Genomic DNA, 18,920 nt, shown 5'->3' with positions numbered 1-18,920 from the left:
GCCAGAGCCATTCTACCCGACTCGTTGTGCCTTCTCGTCGGTCAGAATGCACACGCGCTGCCACGCGGGTGGCCCAGCCAACGCCACGAGTGCTAGCAACGCGATGACCGTGAGCAGGGCTGCCCGCAGCCGCTCCTCCGCCGGCGCTGCCGCGTACGGCTGGAACGGAACCAGCCGTTCCGCCAGCTGCGTCCCCAGCCAGCTGTCCAGCGTCCGATACAGCTTGTTGACTCCATCCGGATGATGGTAGAAGCGCTGGGGATCCAGGTACCCCACGACGGAGAGGAGCGCTCCCCAACTCCAGGCGAGCCCGGCGATCAGCCACTGCCAGGGGCGTGCCGTCACCAACCAGCAGGCCAAGGGGGCGACCGCAAAGCCAGCCACCGGCACCAGGTAGCGGGCCGGCGGACCCCATTCGCCCCACCAGACCCGGTAGGCAGCGACCAACCCGAGATAGGGTGCGACGACCCCCACTGTCAGCCAGAAACGCTGCGGCTGGCGAGCCGCCCACCAGTGCAGCGTGGCTAGGGCCACGAGAAAGACCGGTGCCGCGATCAGGAGTCCCCACTGGGCATCGAGCAGCAATCCAAAGGCACCGTTCAGCGTCCCGAGCGGCCCCGCGAACCCGGCATGATCGGCCGGGTTCTGGTACGGCTTTCCGTAGAGCCACAGGTCAAAGCCCAGGATCCCCAGCCCGCCGACCAGAGCCGGAAGCACGCCCCAGAGCGCCCCTGGCCAGTCGGCTCCCCAGCCGCGCCCTGCCCGGGCCGCCACTGCCCGCCCGAGAATGACCGCGCCGAGCAGTGCCGCGCTGATGAGGAAGCGCTGGTGCAGCCACGGTAGAAAGCCGATCGCACCCCCGGCCAAGAGCCACTGCCACCAGCGATTCGCTCGCTCGCTCGCTCGCCGCACCGCGTAGACGAAGCACAGCGCGGCCGGCACCTCGGGGAACAGGAGCAGCGCGTAGGGGCCGATCGGCATGACCAGGCCCAACCCGAGCGCGAGCAGCGCAGCCAGCCGCGGACTCGCCCCCACTTCGCGGGCCAGCCAGAAGAGCTGGACGAGCAGCAGGATGCCGCATGCCCCGACGGTCGCCATCGCCCCCACCCGTCCGGCTACCGCCCAGGGCAGGGCGATGAGCACCGTCAGTCCCAACCCGTGCTTGCTGTACAGTCCCGGTCGGGCCGCCTGCGCAGGGTGCGGGGGCAACTCCCAGGGGAAAGCCGGCCACCCTCGCCAGTCGGCTGGAAGGGGCCTCGGAGGATAGAAGCGCAGCCAGGCGCGCTCAGCGTACTGGTTCGCCTCATCCAGGTCGAAGTCCTCCAGCAGCGAGATGACTGTCATCACGTAGTACGGCTCGTCGCCGGTCAAAGGAGCAAGGCGCTCCAGGTAGCGAAATGCGATCAGTGCCCAGGCCACAGCAGCGACCAGGACGACGACGAGCAGCCAACGCCCCGCACGCTGCCGTTCGATCGGCTCTGCGACCTCCTCCGGCTCCGCCACTGCATCCTCCGCGCCGCACCGCGCCGCTTGCGACTCGACAACCGACGATCCTACTCGAGCCGTATCCAGTTCGCTACCCCGGTGCACACCCGCACCGTCACTCCCATGCGCGGTGCATCCCGTACCGTTTGTCAGATGAGCCTCTTGACAGCAGCCCACACACCCGTTACTGTGGTTTGTGGCAGCGAGAGAGCTCTGGACAAGCCGGACACGGCACTGTAGCGGTGTGTCCGGCTCCTATCGATTCTGGAATCCGTGCGGAGTGCGAGCCGGGGGCATGGTGCTCCTGGGCGGGGTGGTGATTTTTCGGCACGGTCGAGGAAGGATCGCACGCGACCCATGCAGTGCAGAAGGTCACCGCGTCTCCATGGCTGCCAGTGCTGCTGGTTAGCCGGCGGTAGCCGTCACCCCCCGCCCGCTGACTCACCTCCGGCCGATCGGTGAGGCAACGAGCGAAGGGAGTTGGAGCGCATCGATGAGCGAGCATACGACGGGTCTCTTGACCCTGGACGAACTGGAGCACCTGGTCGCCAGTGGCGAGATCGATACGGTCATCAACGCGCTTTGCGACATGCAGGGACGCCTCATGGGGAAGCGCGTCCGCGCCGATTTCTTCCTCGAGCACGTCCGCGCCCACGGCACCCACTTCTGCACCTACCTCCTCGGTACCGACATGGAGATGACCACACCGGGCGGTTACCGGTTGATGAATTGGGAGACCGGCTACGGTGACTGGGTCGCCCGTCCCGACTTCGCCACGCTGCGGCGTATCCCCTGGCTGGAGGGAACCGCGCTCGTCTTGGCCGACGCGGTCGACGAGGAAACCGGTGAGCTGATCCCGGTCGCCCCCCGGACGATCCTCCGCCGCCAGGTCGAGCGCGCCGCAGCCATGGGCTTCCGCATCATGATGGCGAGCGAGCTGGAGTTCTACCTCCTCAAGGACTCCTATGACGAGGCGTACGAGAAGGGGTACCGTGGTCTGCACCCCTACGGCTGGTACAACGAGGACTATCACCTCTTCCAGGGAACCAAAGCGGAACCGATCTACCGGCAGATCCGCAACCTGATGACGGCTGCTGGGATCCCGATCGAGTTCTCGAAGGGGGAGGCAGCGGCTGGCCAGCACGAGATCAACATCCACTACGCGGAGGCGCTCGAATCGGCCGATCGTGCGGTGCTCTTCAAGCACGGCGTCAAGGAGATCGCCTACCTCAATGGGGTGGCAGTCACCTTCATGGCCAAGCCCCATCACACCTGGACCGGCTCCAGTTCCCACATCCACTTGAGCATCTGGGACAGCGCGGGCGAGCGGAACCTCTTCTACGAGGCAGACGGGCAACCCTACCACATGAGTAAGCTGATGCAGCACGCACTCGCCGGACTCATCGCCCACGCCCGGGAACTTTCGCTCTTCGTCGCCTCCAACGTCAACTCGTACAAGCGCTACGCCGTCGCTAGCTGGGCACCGGTCAACGTCGTCTGGGGACGCGACAACCGCACCTGTGGCTTTCGCATCGTCGGCCACGGCCAGTCATTGCGCGTCGAGAGCCGCCTTCCGGGCGCCGACGCCAACCCGTACCTGGCTTATGCCGCGATGATCGCCGCCGCGCTGGACGGGATCGAGCGAGAACTTCCCCTGCCGCCCGAGTACCGCGGCAACGCCTACGAAGCCCGCGACGTCGTCCGTGTTCCGCGCACCCTCGCCGAGGCGATGGTCGAGTTCGAGCGCAGCGAACTGGCCCGCCGCGCTTTCGGCGAGCTCGTCGTCGAGCACTACGTCAACATGGCGCGGGTCGAGCAGGAGACGTTCGACGCCGTGGTGACCGATTGGGAGCTGTACCGGTACTTCGAGCGCGGCTGAGGGAGGGGGTAACGATGGGCAACCGGCTGGCTGGCAAAGTGTGCATCATCACTGGAGCAGGATCGGGAATCGGGCGCGAGGCGGCCATCCTCTTCGCCCAGGAGGGCGGGAAGGTGGTCGTCGCCGATGTCAACGTGGCGGGCGGCGAGGAGACTGTACGCCTCATCCGCGAGGCTGGTGGCGAGGCGATCTTCGTCCGGACGGACGTCACCAAGGCCGCGGAGGTCGAGGCGCTGGTTCGTACCGCCGAAGACACGTACGGCAAGCTTGACGTGATGTTCAACAACGCTGGCATCTTCCCTGACGAGGATGGGTCGGTAGTGGACACGCCCGAAGAAGTCTGGGACCGCGTGATGGCGGTCAACTTGAAGGGCGTCTTCCTCGGCTGCAAGTACGCCATCCCGGCCATGCTGCGGGCCGGGGGCGGCTCGATCATCAATACGGCGAGCTTCGTGGCCCTGATGGGAGCAGCCGTACCCCAGATCGCCTACACGGCGAGCAAGGGAGGCGTGCTCGCCATGACGCGGGAGATCGCCATCGAGTTCGCCCGCAAGAACATCCGGGCTAACGCGCTCTGCCCGGGACCGGTCGATACACCGCTCCTGCGCTCGATCCTCTCCGATCCGGCCAAGCGGCAACGCCGACTGGTGCACATCCCGATGGGACGCTTCGCCCAGGCGCGCGAGGTGGCACAGGCGGCGCTGTTCCTGGCGTCCGATGAGTCGTCCTATGTGACCGCGACAGCGTTCCTGGTCGATGGCGGCATCACCGCCGCCTACATCACACCGGAAGAGTGATCAGCGAGTCAACGAGAGGAGGGAAGCGAGATGGGTGAGCAACCGACGATCGAGCGCGGCGGGGTCCGCTACGAGCGAGTCGGACAGGAGTATCTCGAGCAACGCAAACTTCGCCGCCATGCCAACTGGGTGCTTCTCTGGGCGCTCGGGGTGGGAGCGGTCATCTCCGGTGACTTCTTCGGCTGGAACTTCGGCCTGAGTGCTGGCGGCTTCGGCGGTCTCCTCATCGCGACCGTGCTCATGGCGCTGATGTACCTCTTCATGGTGTACAGCATCGCTGAGCTGACGACCGCCCTGCCCCACGCAGGCGGCTTCTACTCGTTCACGCGCAGCGCCTTCGGTCCGTGGGGAGGCTACCTCGTCGGCGTCACCGACACCATCGAGTACGTCATCACTCCAGCGGTGATCGTGGTCGGGATCGGTGGCTACATGAATACCCTGTTCCCGCAGGTCCCGGTCTGGCTCTGGTGGCTCTTGTTCTACATGGTCTTCGTCGCTATCAATATCGCTGGTGTCGAGATCACCCTGCGCGTCGGACTCGTCGTCACCATTCTCGCCATGCTCATCCTCGTGATCTTCTACATCGGCGCGGTCGCCAGCGGCGCTTTCAGCTGGGATCTCGTCTTCAACATCGAACCCAATCCTGACCGAGCCGGTAGCTCGACCTTCTTGCCGCAAGGCTTCTTCGGCATCTTCGCGGCCATCCCCTTCGCCATCTGGTTCTACCTCGCGATCGAGGAACTGCCCTTGGCCGCCGAAGAGACTCACGATGTCGTCCGTGACATGCCGAAGGGCCTCATCACTGGTATCTTCACACTGCTCGCGTTGTCGGTCTTCACGCTCGTCTTCAACTCCGGCGTCAACGGCGGAGCCAAGCAAATCGGCGAGTCGAGTGCGCCCTTGGCCGATGGCTTCCAGGCGGTCTTCGGTGCCGGAGCGACGACGACGGTGCTGACGCTCATCGCCCTCACCGGACTGATCGCGAGCTTCCACACCATCATCTATGCCTACGGCCGGGTCATTTTCGCCCTCTCGCGCGCCGGCTACTACCCGCGCTTCCTCTCGGTGACCAGCCCGAAGACGCACACGCCGCACCGGGCACTCATCGCCGGCGCCATCATCGGTCTCCTCTGCGCAGTGATCATCGACCAGTTCGGAACCGGCATCGTCGGTGCCGCGCTCCTCAACATGGCGGTCTTCGGCGCAGTCATTTCCTATGCCGCGGTGATGCTCGCCTACATCCGCCTCAAGATCACCCGCCCCGACTTGCCACGCCCGTACAAGAGCCCCTTCGGGATTCCGGGCGCAGCCATCGGTGCCGCCCTGGCCATCCTTGCTCTGTTCGCGACCTTCTCCATCCAGGACTACCGCCCAGGCGTGCTGGGTGTCGCCTTCTTCCTCGTGATCGCCCTCCTCTACTTCGCCCTGTATTCGCGGCATCGCCTGGTCGCCCAGGCACCGGAAGAGGAGGTCGCGCTCATCTTGGAAGCCGAAAAGGAGCTCAAGCACCAGTACGTGGAGCTCGAATCGGAGGAAGAGCGGCGTCGCATGGAGGAGCAGGCGCGGTAAGACGCGCCGATCCTCAACCCATGAGCCGGCTCGGCGCGGTCGACTGCGCGGTCGATCCGCGCCGAGTCTTTTGTCCGCCCCGCCTCTTGCGACAGGCGAGCCAGCCGGGACGAGCGTCCAGCTCGCGCGGACGAGTTCGCGGTCACGTCGCAGTCATCCTAGAGAGCCCGGCGCTCGGCAGCCGAGCACTCAGCTCCACCATGCCGCTCATCAGTTGCTCGACCAGGTCGACCGTACCGTCCGCTTGACCGAGCGGGCACAGCCGGGCATACTTTTGCCAATTCGGGAGAATACTCGGTGAGCCTGCTCGCGATTACCTATCTCGTCATCGCACTGGTCGGTCTCGCCTTCCTGGCGCTCACTGTTCTCATCGGCGAGATCGCGGACATCTTCGACGTCGGTGACGACGGCATCGGGCCCTTCAATGGCAAGGTGATCGCCGTCGCCCTCACTGCCTTCGGTGCGACCGGGCTCCTCATGACGTTCTTCCGCGTACCGGTCCTCTGGGGTGCGCTCGCCGCTGCGGGCAGCGGTCTCGCCTTCGGTCTGGCTGCGTGGCTGCTCGTCGCTCTCCTCTACCGGCAACAGGCGACCACCGAGTTCTCGCTCCAGGATCTCCTCGGTCGCACCGGCGAAGTGACCGTCCCGATCGCGGCCGACCAGCCAGGCTACGTTGTGATCAGTGGCCCGACCGGCACTCGTCAGTATCTCGCCCGCAGCTCGCGTGGAATCCCGATCCCCGCTGGCCAGTTGGTCCGTGTCTCCGGTTTGGCTGGAACCGTCCTTTTGGTCGAGCCCCTGCAGCAGGCGACTGCCGTCGAGGGTCGTGACGCGAGAGGAGAGTCTCGATGAACTTCCCTCTCCCCGACGTCTTCCAGGCACTCTTCGCCATCCTGCTCGTCTTTCTCGCCTTCGCCGCACTCCTCGCGATCGTCAGCCGTAACATCATCAAGGTCCCGCCCAACATGGTCGCCGTCTTCTCGGGGCGCCGGCGCACCATCGTTGACCCGACGACCGGGGAGCGGCGCACCGTCGGTTACCGGCTGATCAAGGGCGGCTCGAGCATCCGTATCCCGATTGTCGAACGCGTCGACTTCCTCTCCCTCAACGTCATGACCATCCCCCTCAAGATCGCCTCAGCCTATACCAAGGAAGGTGTTCCAGTCTCCGTCGACGCCGTCGCCAATGTCAAGATCGGGTCCGACGACCAGATGTTGATGAACGCGATCGAGCGCTTCCTCGGTATGGAACAAGACCAGATCCGGAGCGTCATCTTCCAGACTCTAGAAGGACACTTGCGCTCGATCCTCGGCACCCTGACGGTCGAGCAGATCAACGCTGACCGGCAAGCCTTCGCCCAACGCCTCGCCGCCGAGTCGGCACAGGATCTCTCGCGGATGGGAATCGAGATCGACGTCCTGACCATCCAGCAGATCAGCGACCCGCAGGGCTATCTCGACGCGCTCGGCCAGCGACGGACCGCTGAAGTCAAGCGCGATGCCGAGGTCGGCAAAGCAGAAGCCGAGCGTGACGCACGGGTTCGGCGCGCGCAAGCGCTGCAACAAGCTGCCATCGCTGAAGCCATGGCCGAAGCGGAAATCGCCGCGGCGCAGAAAGAAGCGGAGGTGCGCAAGGCCCGTTACGAGGCTGAGGTGCAGGCCGAACGAGCGCGTGCTGCCCAGGCTGGCCCCCTGGCCGAAGCCGAGGCCCGACGCCAGGTCGTCGTCGCCGAGCAACAGGTCGAACTGGCTCGCACCGAAGCGGCTATCGCCGTGCAGGAAACCGAAGCCCGCCGCCGCGAGAAAGAGCTGGAAGCGACTGTCCTCAAGAGCGCCGAAGCGGAGCGACGCGCCACCATCATCCGCGCCGAGGCAGAACGAGAGGCCACCATCCTGCGGGCCGAAGGAGAACGCCAGGCACAGGTCGTCCGCGCCGAAGCGGAAGCCCGCGAGCGGGAACTGGTGGGCACTGGGGAAGCCGCTCGCATCCGCCAAATCGGTCAAGCTGAGGCGGAAGCCAAAAAGGCACTGGCTGAGGCCCTCCAGGCCGAACTGTTCGCCCAGGCCGAGGGGCAACGCGCTGCACTCCTCGCCGAAGCCGATGGCAAGCGCGCACTGGCCGACGCCCTCAATCACTATGGTCCGATCGCCATGCAGCTCCTCATGTACCAGGCCTTCGTCGAGCAACTACCCAGGATCGTCGAAGCCGCAGCACGTCCCTTGGCGCAAGTCGAGCGGGTGGTCGTGTTCGATTCCGGTGCCGCTGGAGACGGCACGAGCGCACTCGGGCGCTACGCGACGCAGCTCCCGGTCATCGTCCAGCAACTCGTCGAAGGGTTCAGCGCGGTGACCGGTGTCGACCTGACGACCGCGGTGCGGGATCGGCTGGCAGCGACACCAGCTGCCGACGGTGCGGCGAGCGATCCACCGGGACCCGACCCTGCGAGCACGACGTAGCCAGTCGAGCGGCGCCGCATCGCTGCTCAGCCGTGAGATCGTGCGTCCCGGTCTGTCTCGTGCGTCACCCGTCACGCTCGCCCGAGCGCGCCATCCTCGTCCCGGAACGGTACAATGGGTGAGCCCGGCGTGACCGCCCTCGCTGCGGCAGTCTCGCGACCGGCCGTACCTCGATCCGATCGACGATCGACTCGTGAAGGAGTACTCGGTTCGTGAACAAGCTCGCCGCTCGCTTGCTCGACCAGCTCAAGAAGCACCGTTTTCGACCGGTCATGCTCTCCGGTGACGGTTACGTCCTGGAGATTGTTCCCTATCACGGGAAGATCGAGGCCGGTTTCACGCTCTGGCGTCTCGAAGGTGGCGAACTGGTTCCCGTCGCGAGTGGCCATACCGAGAACGGGCATCTCCTCACGGCTGAGGGCTTCGCCTTGCAGCTTCCGGCAGACGTCGAGCGCACCATGCTCACGCTCCTCTCGCGCAAGCGGTGAGCCGCTTGGCCATTGCTCCGGCTACGCAGGCGTGCGACGCCTTCTTCGCCTCGGATCGGCATCCGGATCGACCGAGCGAGGTACCGGCCGCTCGAGACGCGCGATCAGCCGCTGACGTGCCGTCTCCCCGTGAGTCAGCCGAGCGGGAGCTGTCGTGGCGCAGCACACTTCCAGGAGCGACACCTGGTTCTCGGCGGCCCGTGCGACACAGCCGAACACGGAGGCAGAGTCTGTGCAAGCGATACGCTCCACGCTCACCCACGGCTGGATTCAGGTCCTCTTCGGTGGGCTTATCTTGTTCTATGCCCTCAACAATGTGTACCAGGCAACCGGCAATCCGAACTTCGTTCCTTCCCTGCTCGTGCTCGGCGCCTTTCTCGTTCCCGTCGTCCTCGTCCTCTGGGTCTACGAGCATCCACTGCCGGAACGGATCCCACCCAGCGCGGTCGCTTGGAACTTCCTCTGGGGCGGTGCGCTCGGCGTCATCGTTGCCGGTATGCTGGAGTACGACACCTATCGCACACTCGGCTTCCTCCCGCTCCTGGCCGTCGGTCTGATCGAAGAGGCCGCGAAGCTGATCGCCCCGCTCGTCTTCTTCCTCCGCTGGCGTTACCGCTCGGAAATGGCGGGTCTGCTCTTCGGTCTCGCGAGTGGTATGGGCTTCGCGGCGCTGGAAACACTCGGATACGCCTTCACTGCGCTCATCGCCTCCCGCGGGAACGTCGAGCTAGCCGAGTTCGTCCTGCTGGTTCGCGGGTTCCTCTCCCCGGCTGGCCATGCAGCCTGGACCGCCCTCGTGACGGCAACACTCTGGCGCGAGCGCGTGCACCACGGCCACGCCGGACTCACGCGGGCCACCCTCGGTGCCTACCTCCTCGCTGTCGCACTGCACACGCTCTGGGATACATTCCAGATCAAGAGCAGCGTTACCCGCGTCGACTGGCTAAGCATCGAAGTCCTGAGCGCTCTGGTCGCCCTGTCGAGCGTGACGTTGCTCGCGCGTCGGTACCGGGAAGCACGCCGTCAAGCGGTCGCGGCAGCCAGTGCCATGAGCGGGTCCCAGCGGAACGGATCGCCTTCGTAGACAGTGCGCCGGGCCAAGCACTGCTCCACCAGCGCTGCGACATCGTAGGCCTGCTCGGCTGCCTCCGCCTGCTCGACCGTCACCCGCGTCGCCGGATGTAGCGGGACGAAGACGGTACAACAGTCGTCGTCGGGAACGCGGGAAATCGGCTCGGTACCGATCCGCACCGCCTCGGCGATGATCTCGTCCTTGTTGTTCCCTACTAGCGGGCGCAAGAGCGGCAGATCGGTTACCGCGCCGATCGCCCGCATGTTCTCCAGTGTCTGCGACGCGACCTGCCCCAAGCTCTCGCCGGTGACCAGTGCCCCCGCTCCTTCTTCGTGGGCGATCGCCGTGGCGATGCGCAGCATGAGGCGCCGGTAGAGGACGACCCGGAGCGACGGCTCGGCAGCCAGCGCGATCACGCGCTGCGCGTCGCCGATCGGCACGACAATCAAACGATTCTTCGGCGGCTGGAAGCGCGAGAGGTGACGAGCGAGTTCGACCGCCTTTTCGATCGAAATCGGCCGGACGTAGGGGTAGGCGTGGAAGTGCACGAACGTGACGAAGCATCCACGCTTCATGAGCCGGTAGGCCGCGACCGGAGAGTCGAAGCCCCCGGACAACAGCGCGACTACCCGCCCGCTGACGCCGATCGGGAGTCCACCCGGGCCAGGGAGCGCATCGCCGCTCACCAACGCGCGGTCGTACAACACTTCCACGGTATAGGTTACGTCGGGTTCGCTGAGATCGACTGGTGCGCCCGTCCGCTTCTGGACGAGGCGTCCCAACTCGCGCTCCAGCTCCGGCGAGGTGAGCGGGAAGCTCTTGTTGGTGCGCTTGACGCGGATGCGAAAACTCCCCTGCGGCGGGCCATAGCGGTCGAGGAGCTCGTGGAGACCCCGTTCCATCGCTTCGACCGTCAAGGCCGTCTCCAGCCCCAGCGAGAAGTTGGCCACTCCGAAGACCCACCGCAGCCGCTCGCTGACTTCCGGCCACGCCGCGGGATCCGTCAGGCGGACGATGAAGCGCAGCGCACGCTCCTGGATGCGCGAGACCGGCAGGTCACGTAGTGCGTACGACAGGTTCTCGTACAGCGCTCGCTTGAAGAAGGGTCGGTTCTGTCCTTTGAGCGCGAGTTCGTGTACGCGGACGATCACGAGCGGGGTGAATCGCTCGCTCATGTTCCACCTCCCGCTCGCAGCGCATCGCCGTCTCGCCAGGCGTCGAGCCGGTCAGTTCGCGCTGATCCGCGCTCCGACCAGTTCGATGAGTTCCTCGTCCTCCGGAAAGCGCTTCTGAGCCAGTTTGGAGAAGACCAACTCCCCGTCCACCGTGACCTCGAAACGCCCACCCGACGAGGGGACCAAAGCGATCTCACCGATCTGAAGTTCGTACTTGTCCAAAAGCAACTCCACCGCACGGGTGGCTCGTCCACGATATCCTCAGCTCGTGCAGTATTCGATCCGAATCCGATGCTCCACGGTCGACCCCCGCTTGGCTTCTGTCCCCACGATCCGTCGACGCTCGCTGCTCGGTGTGACGGACCGTTCCCGCCATCCCTAGATTCCCCAGTATACCCCGGCCGCGCTCGTGGGGGAGATGCTCGCTCGTCTCAGCACGATGCGCTAGGCTCCTCGGCTCCAGACCACGCCCACCGCTCAGCGACACCCACGCGGAGAATCGTCACACCGCAGTTGCTCGACCCTCTCTCTTCCGCGGGCCTCCGAACGAGCCATCGGCGCGAGCGCCGAGCCGCGCCTACTGACAACGTCATGCGCGTCAGCACCGGTGGCTGACGCGTATCGGATCGCTGCTCGGCACACCGGCCCAGCGAGGCGCGCATCATGACGACCGCTCCGCTGTCGTTCCGGAGGGAACGCCTCGCGCTACCCGCCGAGCCGATCGTCCTCATCCGCGACTGTAACTCGGTACCGCGCAGGCTTGTGCCCCGACCGGGTCGAGCGTGGCGCAATTCACCGCCCGTTCTGCCTCGGCGGCCACGGCCACGTCCACCGTCACGATTACTTCGCTGCCCGGCTGCGGGGGAGGGCCACTACACTGGAACGCTCTCTCGCTCGTACCACAGCTCCAAGCGGCCACGTTCAGACGGACCGCGCCGCTCAGGCTCATCCCAGCGGGCAAGACATCGACCACCACGAACTCCGGCCAGCGCACCGTGCACTCCTCCGGGCCAGCGTTGCGGATCCTGATGGTCACCGTCGCGCTTCCCGTCTGTCCTCCTGTGATCGGTCCACCGAGGCGGATCGCCTTCTCGAAACCGAAGAGGCAGGCGACCGGACTCGGCGTGGGCGCGACAGGTGGGGTGGGGAAAGGTCCAAGCGTGACGCAGCGCGCGTCGTTGGCCGGATCGGCGTCACTCGCGACTGAAACGAGCGCGCAGTTTTCGGCCGCACTTCCTGGCTCACCGCTGACCGTGAACGTGAAGGTCGCACTGTAGCCAGGCGGGAGGGGCTCACCGGCCCGGCAGGTCGTGCCGTCGCATTGCCACGCCCCCGTACCGCCCGTCTCGACGATGCGGATCGTCGACTCCTGCTGGAATCCCGCCGGCAGCGGATCACTGACCAAAGCACCAGTCGGGCAGACCGCTGTCCCGCGCTGCTGCACCGTGAGCGTCACGACGACCGTCCTGCCAACGGCGAGCGGTGAGACCGTTTTGTCCAGGGCCAGGTCGCAGGTTCCGACCGGAGTCGGCGTCTCACCCGGTTCCCCCACGACCGGCCTGGTCAGGATGGGGGTGCCGGTGGACGGAGCGGGAGAAGTCGGCCGGCTCGCGACCGTCGGCGCGGGCCGCACGGTGACGGTCGGCACGAGTGCCGGTGTCGCCTCGGCGGTTGCTGTCTCCGACGGCACAGCCGGCGTCGACACGATCGCCGTGGGGCTGGCCTGGACCAGCGGTGGTGACGGAGGAACCGGGCTGGAGGGGACCGCCGGTGATGGGGTCACACCGCGCTCGGCGAGCGGGCTCGGGGTCACCAGCGGAACGAGTGTTCCCTCACAGGCAGCGAGGAGCCAGGCCACCGCGACCAGTACGATCACCGCTGTCTTCGATCGGCACCCTGCACGAGTGGTCGTCCGCATCGTCTCGCTCCTGCGCTGCGGCCGCTCGCTCGACCGCAACGCATACGCCTAAGGATAGTACTGATCCCGTTGCCGACGGTGCGGAGCCAGCCGATCTCGAGGCTAGCTCCGCACCGACTGAGCGTTTGTGAACGTGACCGCGCGGTCACTGCACGGTGACACAGTAGTAATTATTGTTAATATTGACGTCTGCACTCTGCGGTACGGTCACCCGCACGCAGTTGGTGGCTGGCTTCTGATTCACCGTCGCCGTGAAGCTGAACTGTGCGACGTAGCCAGGCGGGATCGGATTCTGGGCCGTGCAGGCGAAGCCGACACAGTTCCACGAAACCGTCCCACCCGTCTGGGTGATCGTCAGTGGTCCGCTCAGCGTGATGTTCGCCCCTGGGTTATCGACCGCCTGGGTGCCAGCTGGACACGGGCCACTCCCCACGTTCGACACCACGACGACGACCGTATAGACATTCGGCTGTCCGGTCGGCTGCATCACCTTGTCGACGGCCATGTCGCAGGCGGCCAGCGGCGTAGGGGTGGGAACCGGCGTCGGGGTCGCGGTGGGCGTCGGTGTGGGGGTGGGGGTCGGCGTCGGCGTTGGACTCGGCGTTGCGGTCGGAGTCGGTGTAGGCGTCGGGCTCGGCGTCGCGGTGGGAGTTGACGTGGGCGTCGGCAGCGTAATCGGCGTCACGTTTGCGACGATCGTCGGTTTCTTGACGACGGTCGGGGTCGGCGTCGGCAGAACGATCGTCGGCAGCGCGATCGTCGGCTTCTTGACGACGGTCGGGGTTGGAGTCGGCCAGCACTCGTCACCGGGGATGCAGGTCGGATTGCCGCCTACGACGATCGTCCCGACCGGAGAAGGCTTGGGGGTCGGCGTGGGCGCAGCTCCACCATCGAGTGCGGTCGACGGGCCGGTCACGGTACCCACACCGCTCGGGGTGAGCGCGAGCGGCGTCTTGGTCGGTGTCGGCGTCGGCAGCGGTACACACACCGTGAGGTTGAGTGATTGAACTTGAGCAGTCGGTCCGACCACGATGTCCAAAAATCCGTTCGCGTTGAGAAGATTGAGCGTTGTGGACGTGAGCTGCATGGTGATGGGGACGAAGGTTGGATAGTTTGCAGTCGTCCATGGTGCGGCGACGCTCGGAACCAGCAAACTCTGCGGGTAACTGGAACCGACGCCGCCCAAGGGATCCAATACGCTGATGCGATCGTTCGCATTATCCACCAGAGGACGCATCCAAGCGGTGACCGATCCAGCGACGATAGTGCCGGCTCCGGGAACGTTCAGGAAGCTGTGGAGGACATATTTCGGTGACCCGGAATTCGCGGTGGAAGGAGAGGGAAGCGTGCTGGTATAGATGAAAGACGGCGCCCACCCTACGAGCATCTGCGGGCGGGGCGTCAGCGACTGCCCTGGACCGACCGACAGTGTCGAGCCGACCGTTCCTGGTGGACACACGATCCCAGCTATTGGAGACGGGACAGGCGTCGGGTTTCCGAGCAGCGAGCCGCTGCACGCGCCGAGCACGAGCGCAGCTGCCACCACGAGTACCAGCAGGATTCGGAACCGCTGTCGCATGATCATGACCTCCCTCTCTCCAGGCAGAGCGTCCTGCGCTCGCCCAGCACCACGTGTCGCACCGGCACGGTCCGACTGATGCGAGACGCCAACCTGACCAGCTGTCCGGCCCGTTGCTGGTGCGACCTCGGATCAGAAGCGCGGCCTTCGGCCTTCTGCCTGCTGGCTGCACTTCTCATGGCACCGTCTCGCACCAGCTGTCGTTGGCCGTGTTCGCGTCCGCACCGTTCGCGACCGTCGCGCAGAGCTGTGCTGATCCACCCGACAACGTCGCCATCGTCTGGAAGCCGACCTGGTACATGGTGCCGGGCGGGTTACCGGGGATCGTCCCCGCCGCGGTGCAGGTCGTTCCGCTGCAACTCCAGCTGGCCGTCCCGTTGTACTCGTAGGCCAACCCCAGCGGGCCGAAGCTCAGCGCACCGCTCGGCGAAACGCTCAGGCTGAGCGTCGTCGGCGCCGGGCAACTCGCCCCTCCCACACTGTTCAGTCCGATGCTGACCTGGTATTTGCCTGGTATCGTCTCGAGGAGACCGATGTTGACTGCGAGATCGCACCCCGCTGTCGTTGTCGGCGGGGTATCGTTGCCCGGAGTCGGTGTCGCTGTCGGTGTGGAGGTCGGGGTCGGCGTCGGCGTTGGACTCGGCGTCGCGGTCGGAGTCGGTGTGGGTGCTGGTGTCGGACTCGGCGTCGGCGTTGACGTCAGCGTCACCGTCGGGGACGACGAGGACGATGACGAGACCGGTGAGAGCAGTCCCGAACTCACGGCGGGTGGCGTAGCCACGCTCGCTGGCTGCACCGTGGCGACCTGCGGTGGCGAGACAGTGCTGCTACCGGACTCGGATGGGGTCCCCGTCGTGGCTGGCTGAGCTGTCATGGGCACCGCAGTCGCTGGTACCGGCGTCGCCGGAGTGCCACAGGCACCCCAGGCCAGTGCGCCGGCTGTCACAATGATGGCGAGCCATCGCCCGCTGCGGAGCATGCTGATCTATCCTCCTTTCGTTTTCTGTCGTGCCGGCGCACCTGCCGGATACGTCGTCACGCTCACCCTGCACGGGACCGGATTACGCTCGTTTCGGCAGTTCTTCCCCCTTTCCGCTCGCAAAACACTGACCGGGTGCTCATCCCATACAACGAACGAGCACCCGGTCCGGTTACACCGCATCGCTCAGCGACAGACGAGCACCACCGCCTGCCGTGCCGAGCGAGCGACCTGCCGCTGTACTGGCCCCTGTCCGAGCAGGTCTTCCCCATCCCAGCTGACCGCTGCGAGATCGGCCAGGATCCGGATCCGTACCGGTATGCCGGCGAGCCGTAGCGTCGCCTCGCGCTCGCTCACCTGGACCTCGATTTCACCGGCCGGAAGCCGGAAGCTCGCCGGCTGCCCCGGAGCCAGGAGGCTCGGCACCCCGAGCGCACGACCAGCCAGCGCCGCCGGTCCCGCCAGGCGCAGCTCGAGCGGCGGACAATTGCGGGTCTCCACCTTCACTGGCGCGGTACCCCAACTCAGGTAGGCCCAGCCTGCCGAGACGAGCACCACCATCCCCGCCACCAGACCCGCGAGTGCTTTCCCCCAGGCCGACTGCCGGAGCCATTCCTGCAGCTTCTGCACGGGGTGCGGTGCCGAAGCAGGTGTCGCCAGCGCCTGCTCGAGCGACTGGCGGATCTTTTCCCGGATCTCTGGCGCCGGCAGGATCGGCGCCAGCGCTGGAAGGAGATCGACTGCGCTGATGGCCCGGCGGTTGCGCTGACAGATCTCGCACTGGTCGACATGGCGCGCCACCGCGCGCCGGAGTTCGGGCGTCAACCCCAGCGGCAGCACGACGCCTTCCAACAGGCGCGCCAATTCAGGGCAGTCCTCGCGCCCGCGGCGAGCCAGCAGGAGAACCGTGAAGCTCTCCTCCAGCGCATCGCGTACCCGGCTGAGACGGGTGTTGATCGCACCTCGCCGGACACCGACGACGCGGGCAACCTCGGCCGGCGTGAGGTCATGCCGGAGCGCCAGTTCCAGGATGGTGTAATCACTGGGCGGCAACCCGCGCGCCGCTTGCCAGACCAGCTCAGCCAGCTCGCGTCGCCGAGCCGTCTCCTCTGGTTCAGCCTCGGGTCCACTGGCTGGGAGCTCCGGCTCCCACTCCTCCCCCTCCGGGGAAGGGAGCTGCGAAAACGCAGTCGTGCGTTGGCGTCGCTGGTAGTCGATGACGGTGTTGCGCGCGATAGTGAAGAGCCAGGCGCGCAGCGAGCCTTGGACGTGGCGAGCCCGCAGCCCTTGCATCGCCTTCAGGAACGTCTCCTGAGTGAGGTCAGCTGCCGCCTCCCGATCGCGCACCAGGCGCGCGACGAAGTCGTAAACCCGGTCGACGTAGCGCTCGTAGAGCAGCGCGAACGCCTCGCGGTCCCCCGCCCGGAACCGCGCGACGAGCTCGTCGTCGGTGAGATCCGGTGGCTGCTTGTGGACGAGTGTCGTTCGGCTGGTCATCGCTCGCTGGAACTCGCTTCCCTGTCCATCGTCGAACGGTAACTGATCGGGTAGGTGGGCTTTCAGGGTATCCGACAGAAATCGCTACGAGTCTAACACCGCGGCCAACCGTCAGAGCGGTGAGAGCAGTATGCCCGAGCTGCTGACATCATGAGAGCACTCAGAGCGACCCTGCCATCGACACCGTCTTCATCCGACCATAAGCTGATTCGCGAGGTGATCGTGCTCGTCCCGCATGCTGTGAGACGCGTTCGAGTATCCTTTCCCCTTCGAGAAGCTTTGGAGCACGTATGGAGCCGAAGGCTCCCAGAAAGGATTCCAACGCGATGCGGGTGATGAAGTTCGGGGGAACGTCGGTCGGCAATGCCGTCGCGATCGATCGCACGGCACGGATCATCGCCGACGCCTATCGCGGTGACGGCCGCCTCGTTGCCGTCGTCTCGGCGATGAGCGGCGTCACCAACCAGCTCATCGCGGCCGCTCAAGCTGCAGCCGAGGGAGACGAGCAGGCAGCAGCGAGGCTCCAACAGGAACTCGTCGAGCGACATCGCGGGGCGGCCGCGGAACTGATCCCGACCGCAGCGCGCCTGGAGGCGACGGTGAGCCGCCTGACCGAACTCGCCACCCGTTGTGCGCGCCTCGTCGAGTCGGTCCACGTACTCCGCGACCTCTCGCCGCGTGCTCAGGACTGGATCGTCTCCTTCGGCGAGCGGATGAGTGCAGTCCTCATAGCAGCTGTCCTCGAGGAACGCGGTATCCCAGCCGTGCCGGTCGACAGCGACAAGGTCATCGTGACCGATGACCACTTCGGGAGCGCCAACCCGTTGCTCGACGAAACCCGGGCGCGCGCCGAGGCGATCCTCGTCCCGCTTCTCGAAGCTGGCAAGCTGCCCGTCGTCACCGGCTTCTTCGGTGCCACGCCGAAGGGTGCGGTCACCACGCTCGGCCGCGGCGGGTCCGACTTCTCCGCCTCGATCCTCGCTCACGCGCTCGACGCCGACGAGGTGTGGATCTGGACCGACGTCGATGGCGTCATGACGGCTGATCCGCGACTCGTCCCCAGTGCGCGCACGCTTCCCGCGATCTCCTTCGCCGAGGCGACCGAACTCGCCTACTTCGGCGCCAAGGTGATCCACCCGCGCACCATGCAACCGGCTGCCGAGCGTGGCATTCCGATCTGGATCAAGAACACCTTCAACCCCGAGCACCCGGGCACACGTATCGGCCCGGACACCAGCTCGAACGGTTCGGTGGTCAAGGCGATCACCGCGATTCCCGGCGTGAGCGTCATCACCGTCGAGGGATCCGGCTTCCTCAGCGTCGCCGACGTCACTGCCCGCGTCTTCGAGACCGTCGGCCGGACTGGCGTCAACGTCTTTATGGTCTTCCAGGCGTCGTCCCAGCACAGCCTGGGTTTTGTCGTCCGGCGCACCGATGCCAGCAAAGTGTTGCGTGCGCTGGAGCGGGAGTTCGAACTCGATCTCCTCAAGGGACGCGTCGCACGCCTCTGGGAAGAACCCGGTATGGCCATCGTCGCCGTCGTCGGTGCCGGGATGCGCGGGACACCCGGTGTCGCCGGCCGCGTCTTCGGGACCCTCGGCCAACATCGCATCAACATCGTCGCCATCGCGCAAGGGTCGTCGGAACTCAACATTTCATTCGTGATCCGCGAAGACGAGGTCGCACGCGCCGTTCCAGCGATTCACGACGCGTTCGGGCTCGGGGGATCTGCTGGCGAACGCTCGGCTGGTTCCTGATGCCGGCACGCACGACGGGAGCGCTCGCTGAGCAACGCCCAGAGCGATATCGCCAGGATCACGAGCGGTAACACCACGAATCCGATCAGAAAGATGAGCGTGCCCAGGTTCATCCACTCGATCGTCACATCTCCTCGCTGGCTGCGCGACGCCGGTCATCCGGCGCCGCCTCCTCCCTGCACGGCAGGAAGGATAGCCAGAGCCGCTCGCTCGCGACGAGGCTGGTACCACCTGATCGCTCGGCCGAGCTCCTTCACGGACTGCGCCCA

At 66.0% G+C, this 18,920-nt stretch carries 16 protein-coding genes; 10 read left to right on the top strand and 6 right to left on the bottom strand.

All coding sequences use genetic code 11. The annotated features are described in order from the left end of the window. Positions 1 to 12: 12 nt before the first annotated feature. Positions 13 to 1,503 carry a hypothetical protein gene (locus TRD_RS11150; RefSeq protein ID WP_041437297.1) on the bottom strand — a complete coding sequence of 497 codons (1,491 nt, stop codon included), beginning with the start codon at positions 1,501 to 1,503 and terminating at the stop codon, positions 13 to 15. Between the two features lie 475 nt (positions 1,504 to 1,978). Between TRD_RS11150 and TRD_RS11145 the strand changes: the two genes are divergently transcribed. The 7 genes from TRD_RS11145 (at position 1,979) to TRD_RS11115 (ending at position 9,758) form a co-directional block, all read left to right on the top strand. Next, a complete protein-coding gene (locus TRD_RS11145; protein WP_012642857.1) occupies positions 1,979 to 3,364 on the top strand; it encodes a glutamine synthetase family protein in 1,386 nt (461 codons plus the stop codon). Positions 3,365 to 3,378: 14 nt separating this feature from the next. Then, a complete protein-coding gene (locus tag TRD_RS11140) occupies positions 3,379 to 4,161 on the top strand; it encodes a glucose 1-dehydrogenase (protein WP_012642487.1) in 783 nt (260 codons plus the stop codon). Between the two features lie 30 nt (positions 4,162 to 4,191). Continuing rightward, entirely contained in the window at positions 4,192 to 5,730 is a 1,539-nt protein-coding gene (eat, locus tag TRD_RS11135; protein WP_012643070.1) for an ethanolamine permease, read from the top strand. A gap of 297 nt (positions 5,731 to 6,027) precedes the next feature. Next, entirely contained in the window at positions 6,028 to 6,582 is a 555-nt protein-coding gene (locus TRD_RS13915) for an NfeD family protein (protein ID WP_012642840.1), read from the top strand. Then, positions 6,579 to 8,186, top strand: a complete 1,608-nt coding sequence (locus TRD_RS11125; protein WP_012642456.1) for a flotillin family protein — start codon at positions 6,579 to 6,581, stop codon at positions 8,184 to 8,186. Before TRD_RS13915 ends, TRD_RS11125 begins: the two co-directional genes overlap by 4 nt. Positions 8,187 to 8,398: 212 nt before the next feature. Then, entirely contained in the window at positions 8,399 to 8,674 is a 276-nt protein-coding gene (locus TRD_RS11120) for a hypothetical protein (protein WP_012643129.1), read from the top strand. Between the two features lie 232 nt (positions 8,675 to 8,906). Further along, positions 8,907 to 9,758: a PrsW family intramembrane metalloprotease gene (locus TRD_RS11115; protein ID WP_226980757.1), complete on the top strand. Its 852-nt coding sequence runs from the start codon at positions 8,907 to 8,909 to the stop codon at positions 9,756 to 9,758. Here the strand turns inward: TRD_RS11115 and thiI are convergent. The 4 genes from thiI to TRD_RS15000 form a co-directional block, all read right to left on the bottom strand. After that, the gene (gene thiI, locus TRD_RS11110) at positions 9,698 to 10,921 is read right to left on the bottom strand and encodes a tRNA uracil 4-sulfurtransferase ThiI (RefSeq protein ID WP_012642758.1); all 1,224 of its coding nucleotides are present in this window, start codon (positions 10,919 to 10,921) and stop codon (positions 9,698 to 9,700) included. The two genes, TRD_RS11115 and thiI, sit on opposite strands and share 61 nt — an antisense overlap. Positions 10,922 to 10,972: 51 nt before the next feature. Continuing rightward, complete coding sequence (locus TRD_RS11105; RefSeq protein WP_012642931.1) at positions 10,973 to 11,155, bottom strand: Rdx family protein; 183 nt, start codon at positions 11,153 to 11,155, stop codon at positions 10,973 to 10,975. 493 nt (positions 11,156 to 11,648) lie between these two features. Further along, positions 11,649 to 12,839, bottom strand: coding sequence for a DUF11 domain-containing protein (locus tag TRD_RS11100; protein WP_012642641.1), 1,191 nt, complete (start codon positions 12,837 to 12,839; stop codon positions 11,649 to 11,651). A gap of 145 nt (positions 12,840 to 12,984) precedes the next feature. Continuing rightward, positions 12,985 to 14,418 carry an autotransporter gene (locus TRD_RS15000; RefSeq protein ID WP_143714785.1) on the bottom strand — a complete coding sequence of 478 codons (1,434 nt, stop codon included), beginning with the start codon at positions 14,416 to 14,418 and terminating at the stop codon, positions 12,985 to 12,987. A 203-nt stretch (positions 14,419 to 14,621) separates the two neighbouring features. Between TRD_RS15000 and TRD_RS11085 the strand changes: the two genes are divergently transcribed. Together TRD_RS11085 and TRD_RS14920 are read left to right on the top strand one after the other, a co-directional pair. Continuing rightward, positions 14,622 to 14,807 (top strand): hypothetical protein, encoded by a 186-nt coding sequence (locus tag TRD_RS11085; protein ID WP_143714784.1) that lies wholly within the window; start codon positions 14,622 to 14,624, stop codon positions 14,805 to 14,807. Positions 14,808 to 14,951: 144 nt separating this feature from the next. Then, entirely contained in the window at positions 14,952 to 15,284 is a 333-nt protein-coding gene (locus TRD_RS14920) for a hypothetical protein (protein WP_169302311.1), read from the top strand. Positions 15,285 to 15,583: 299 nt separating this feature from the next. On the opposite strand, the gene TRD_RS13910 is transcribed toward TRD_RS14920, so the two are convergent. Next, complete coding sequence (locus TRD_RS13910; RefSeq protein WP_012642865.1) at positions 15,584 to 16,894, bottom strand: RNA polymerase sigma factor; 1,311 nt, start codon at positions 16,892 to 16,894, stop codon at positions 15,584 to 15,586. A gap of 326 nt (positions 16,895 to 17,220) precedes the next feature. Between TRD_RS13910 and TRD_RS11070 the strand changes: the two genes are divergently transcribed. Next, positions 17,221 to 18,651, top strand: a complete 1,431-nt coding sequence (locus TRD_RS11070; RefSeq protein ID WP_012642529.1) for an aspartate kinase — start codon at positions 17,221 to 17,223, stop codon at positions 18,649 to 18,651. Positions 18,652 to 18,920: the final 269 nt, after the last annotated feature.

This window comes from Thermomicrobium roseum DSM 5159, assembly GCF_000021685.1.
Lineage (GTDB): Bacteria > Chloroflexota > Chloroflexia > Thermomicrobiales > Thermomicrobiaceae > Thermomicrobium > Thermomicrobium roseum.
This window is presented reverse-complemented; position numbering and strand designations above follow the sequence as displayed.

Bases quoted from the DNA above. Each gene is read 5' to 3' on its own strand.
- TRD_RS11145 (WP_012642857.1), top strand. From the start codon at position 1,979: ATGAGCGAGCATACGACGGGTCTCTTGACCCTGGACGAACTGGAGCAC.
- TRD_RS11140 (WP_012642487.1), top strand. From the start codon at position 3,379: ATGGGCAACCGGCTGGCTGGCAAAGTGTGCATCATCACTGGAGCAGGA.
- eat (WP_012643070.1), top strand. From the start codon at position 4,192: ATGGGTGAGCAACCGACGATCGAGCGCGGCGGGGTCCGCTACGAGCGA.
- TRD_RS11125 (WP_012642456.1), top strand. From the start codon at position 6,579: ATGAACTTCCCTCTCCCCGACGTCTTCCAGGCACTCTTCGCCATCCTG.
- thiI (WP_012642758.1), bottom strand. From the start codon at position 10,921: ATGAGCGAGCGATTCACCCCGCTCGTGATCGTCCGCGTACACGAACTC.
- TRD_RS11100 (WP_012642641.1), bottom strand. From the start codon at position 12,839: ATGCGGACGACCACTCGTGCAGGGTGCCGATCGAAGACAGCGGTGATC.
- TRD_RS15000 (WP_143714785.1), bottom strand. From the start codon at position 14,418: ATGCGACAGCGGTTCCGAATCCTGCTGGTACTCGTGGTGGCAGCTGCG.
- TRD_RS14920 (WP_169302311.1), top strand. From the start codon at position 14,952: ATGTTGACTGCGAGATCGCACCCCGCTGTCGTTGTCGGCGGGGTATCG.
- TRD_RS13910 (WP_012642865.1), bottom strand. From the start codon at position 16,894: ATGACCAGCCGAACGACACTCGTCCACAAGCAGCCACCGGATCTCACC.
- TRD_RS11070 (WP_012642529.1), top strand. From the start codon at position 17,221: ATGCGGGTGATGAAGTTCGGGGGAACGTCGGTCGGCAATGCCGTCGCG.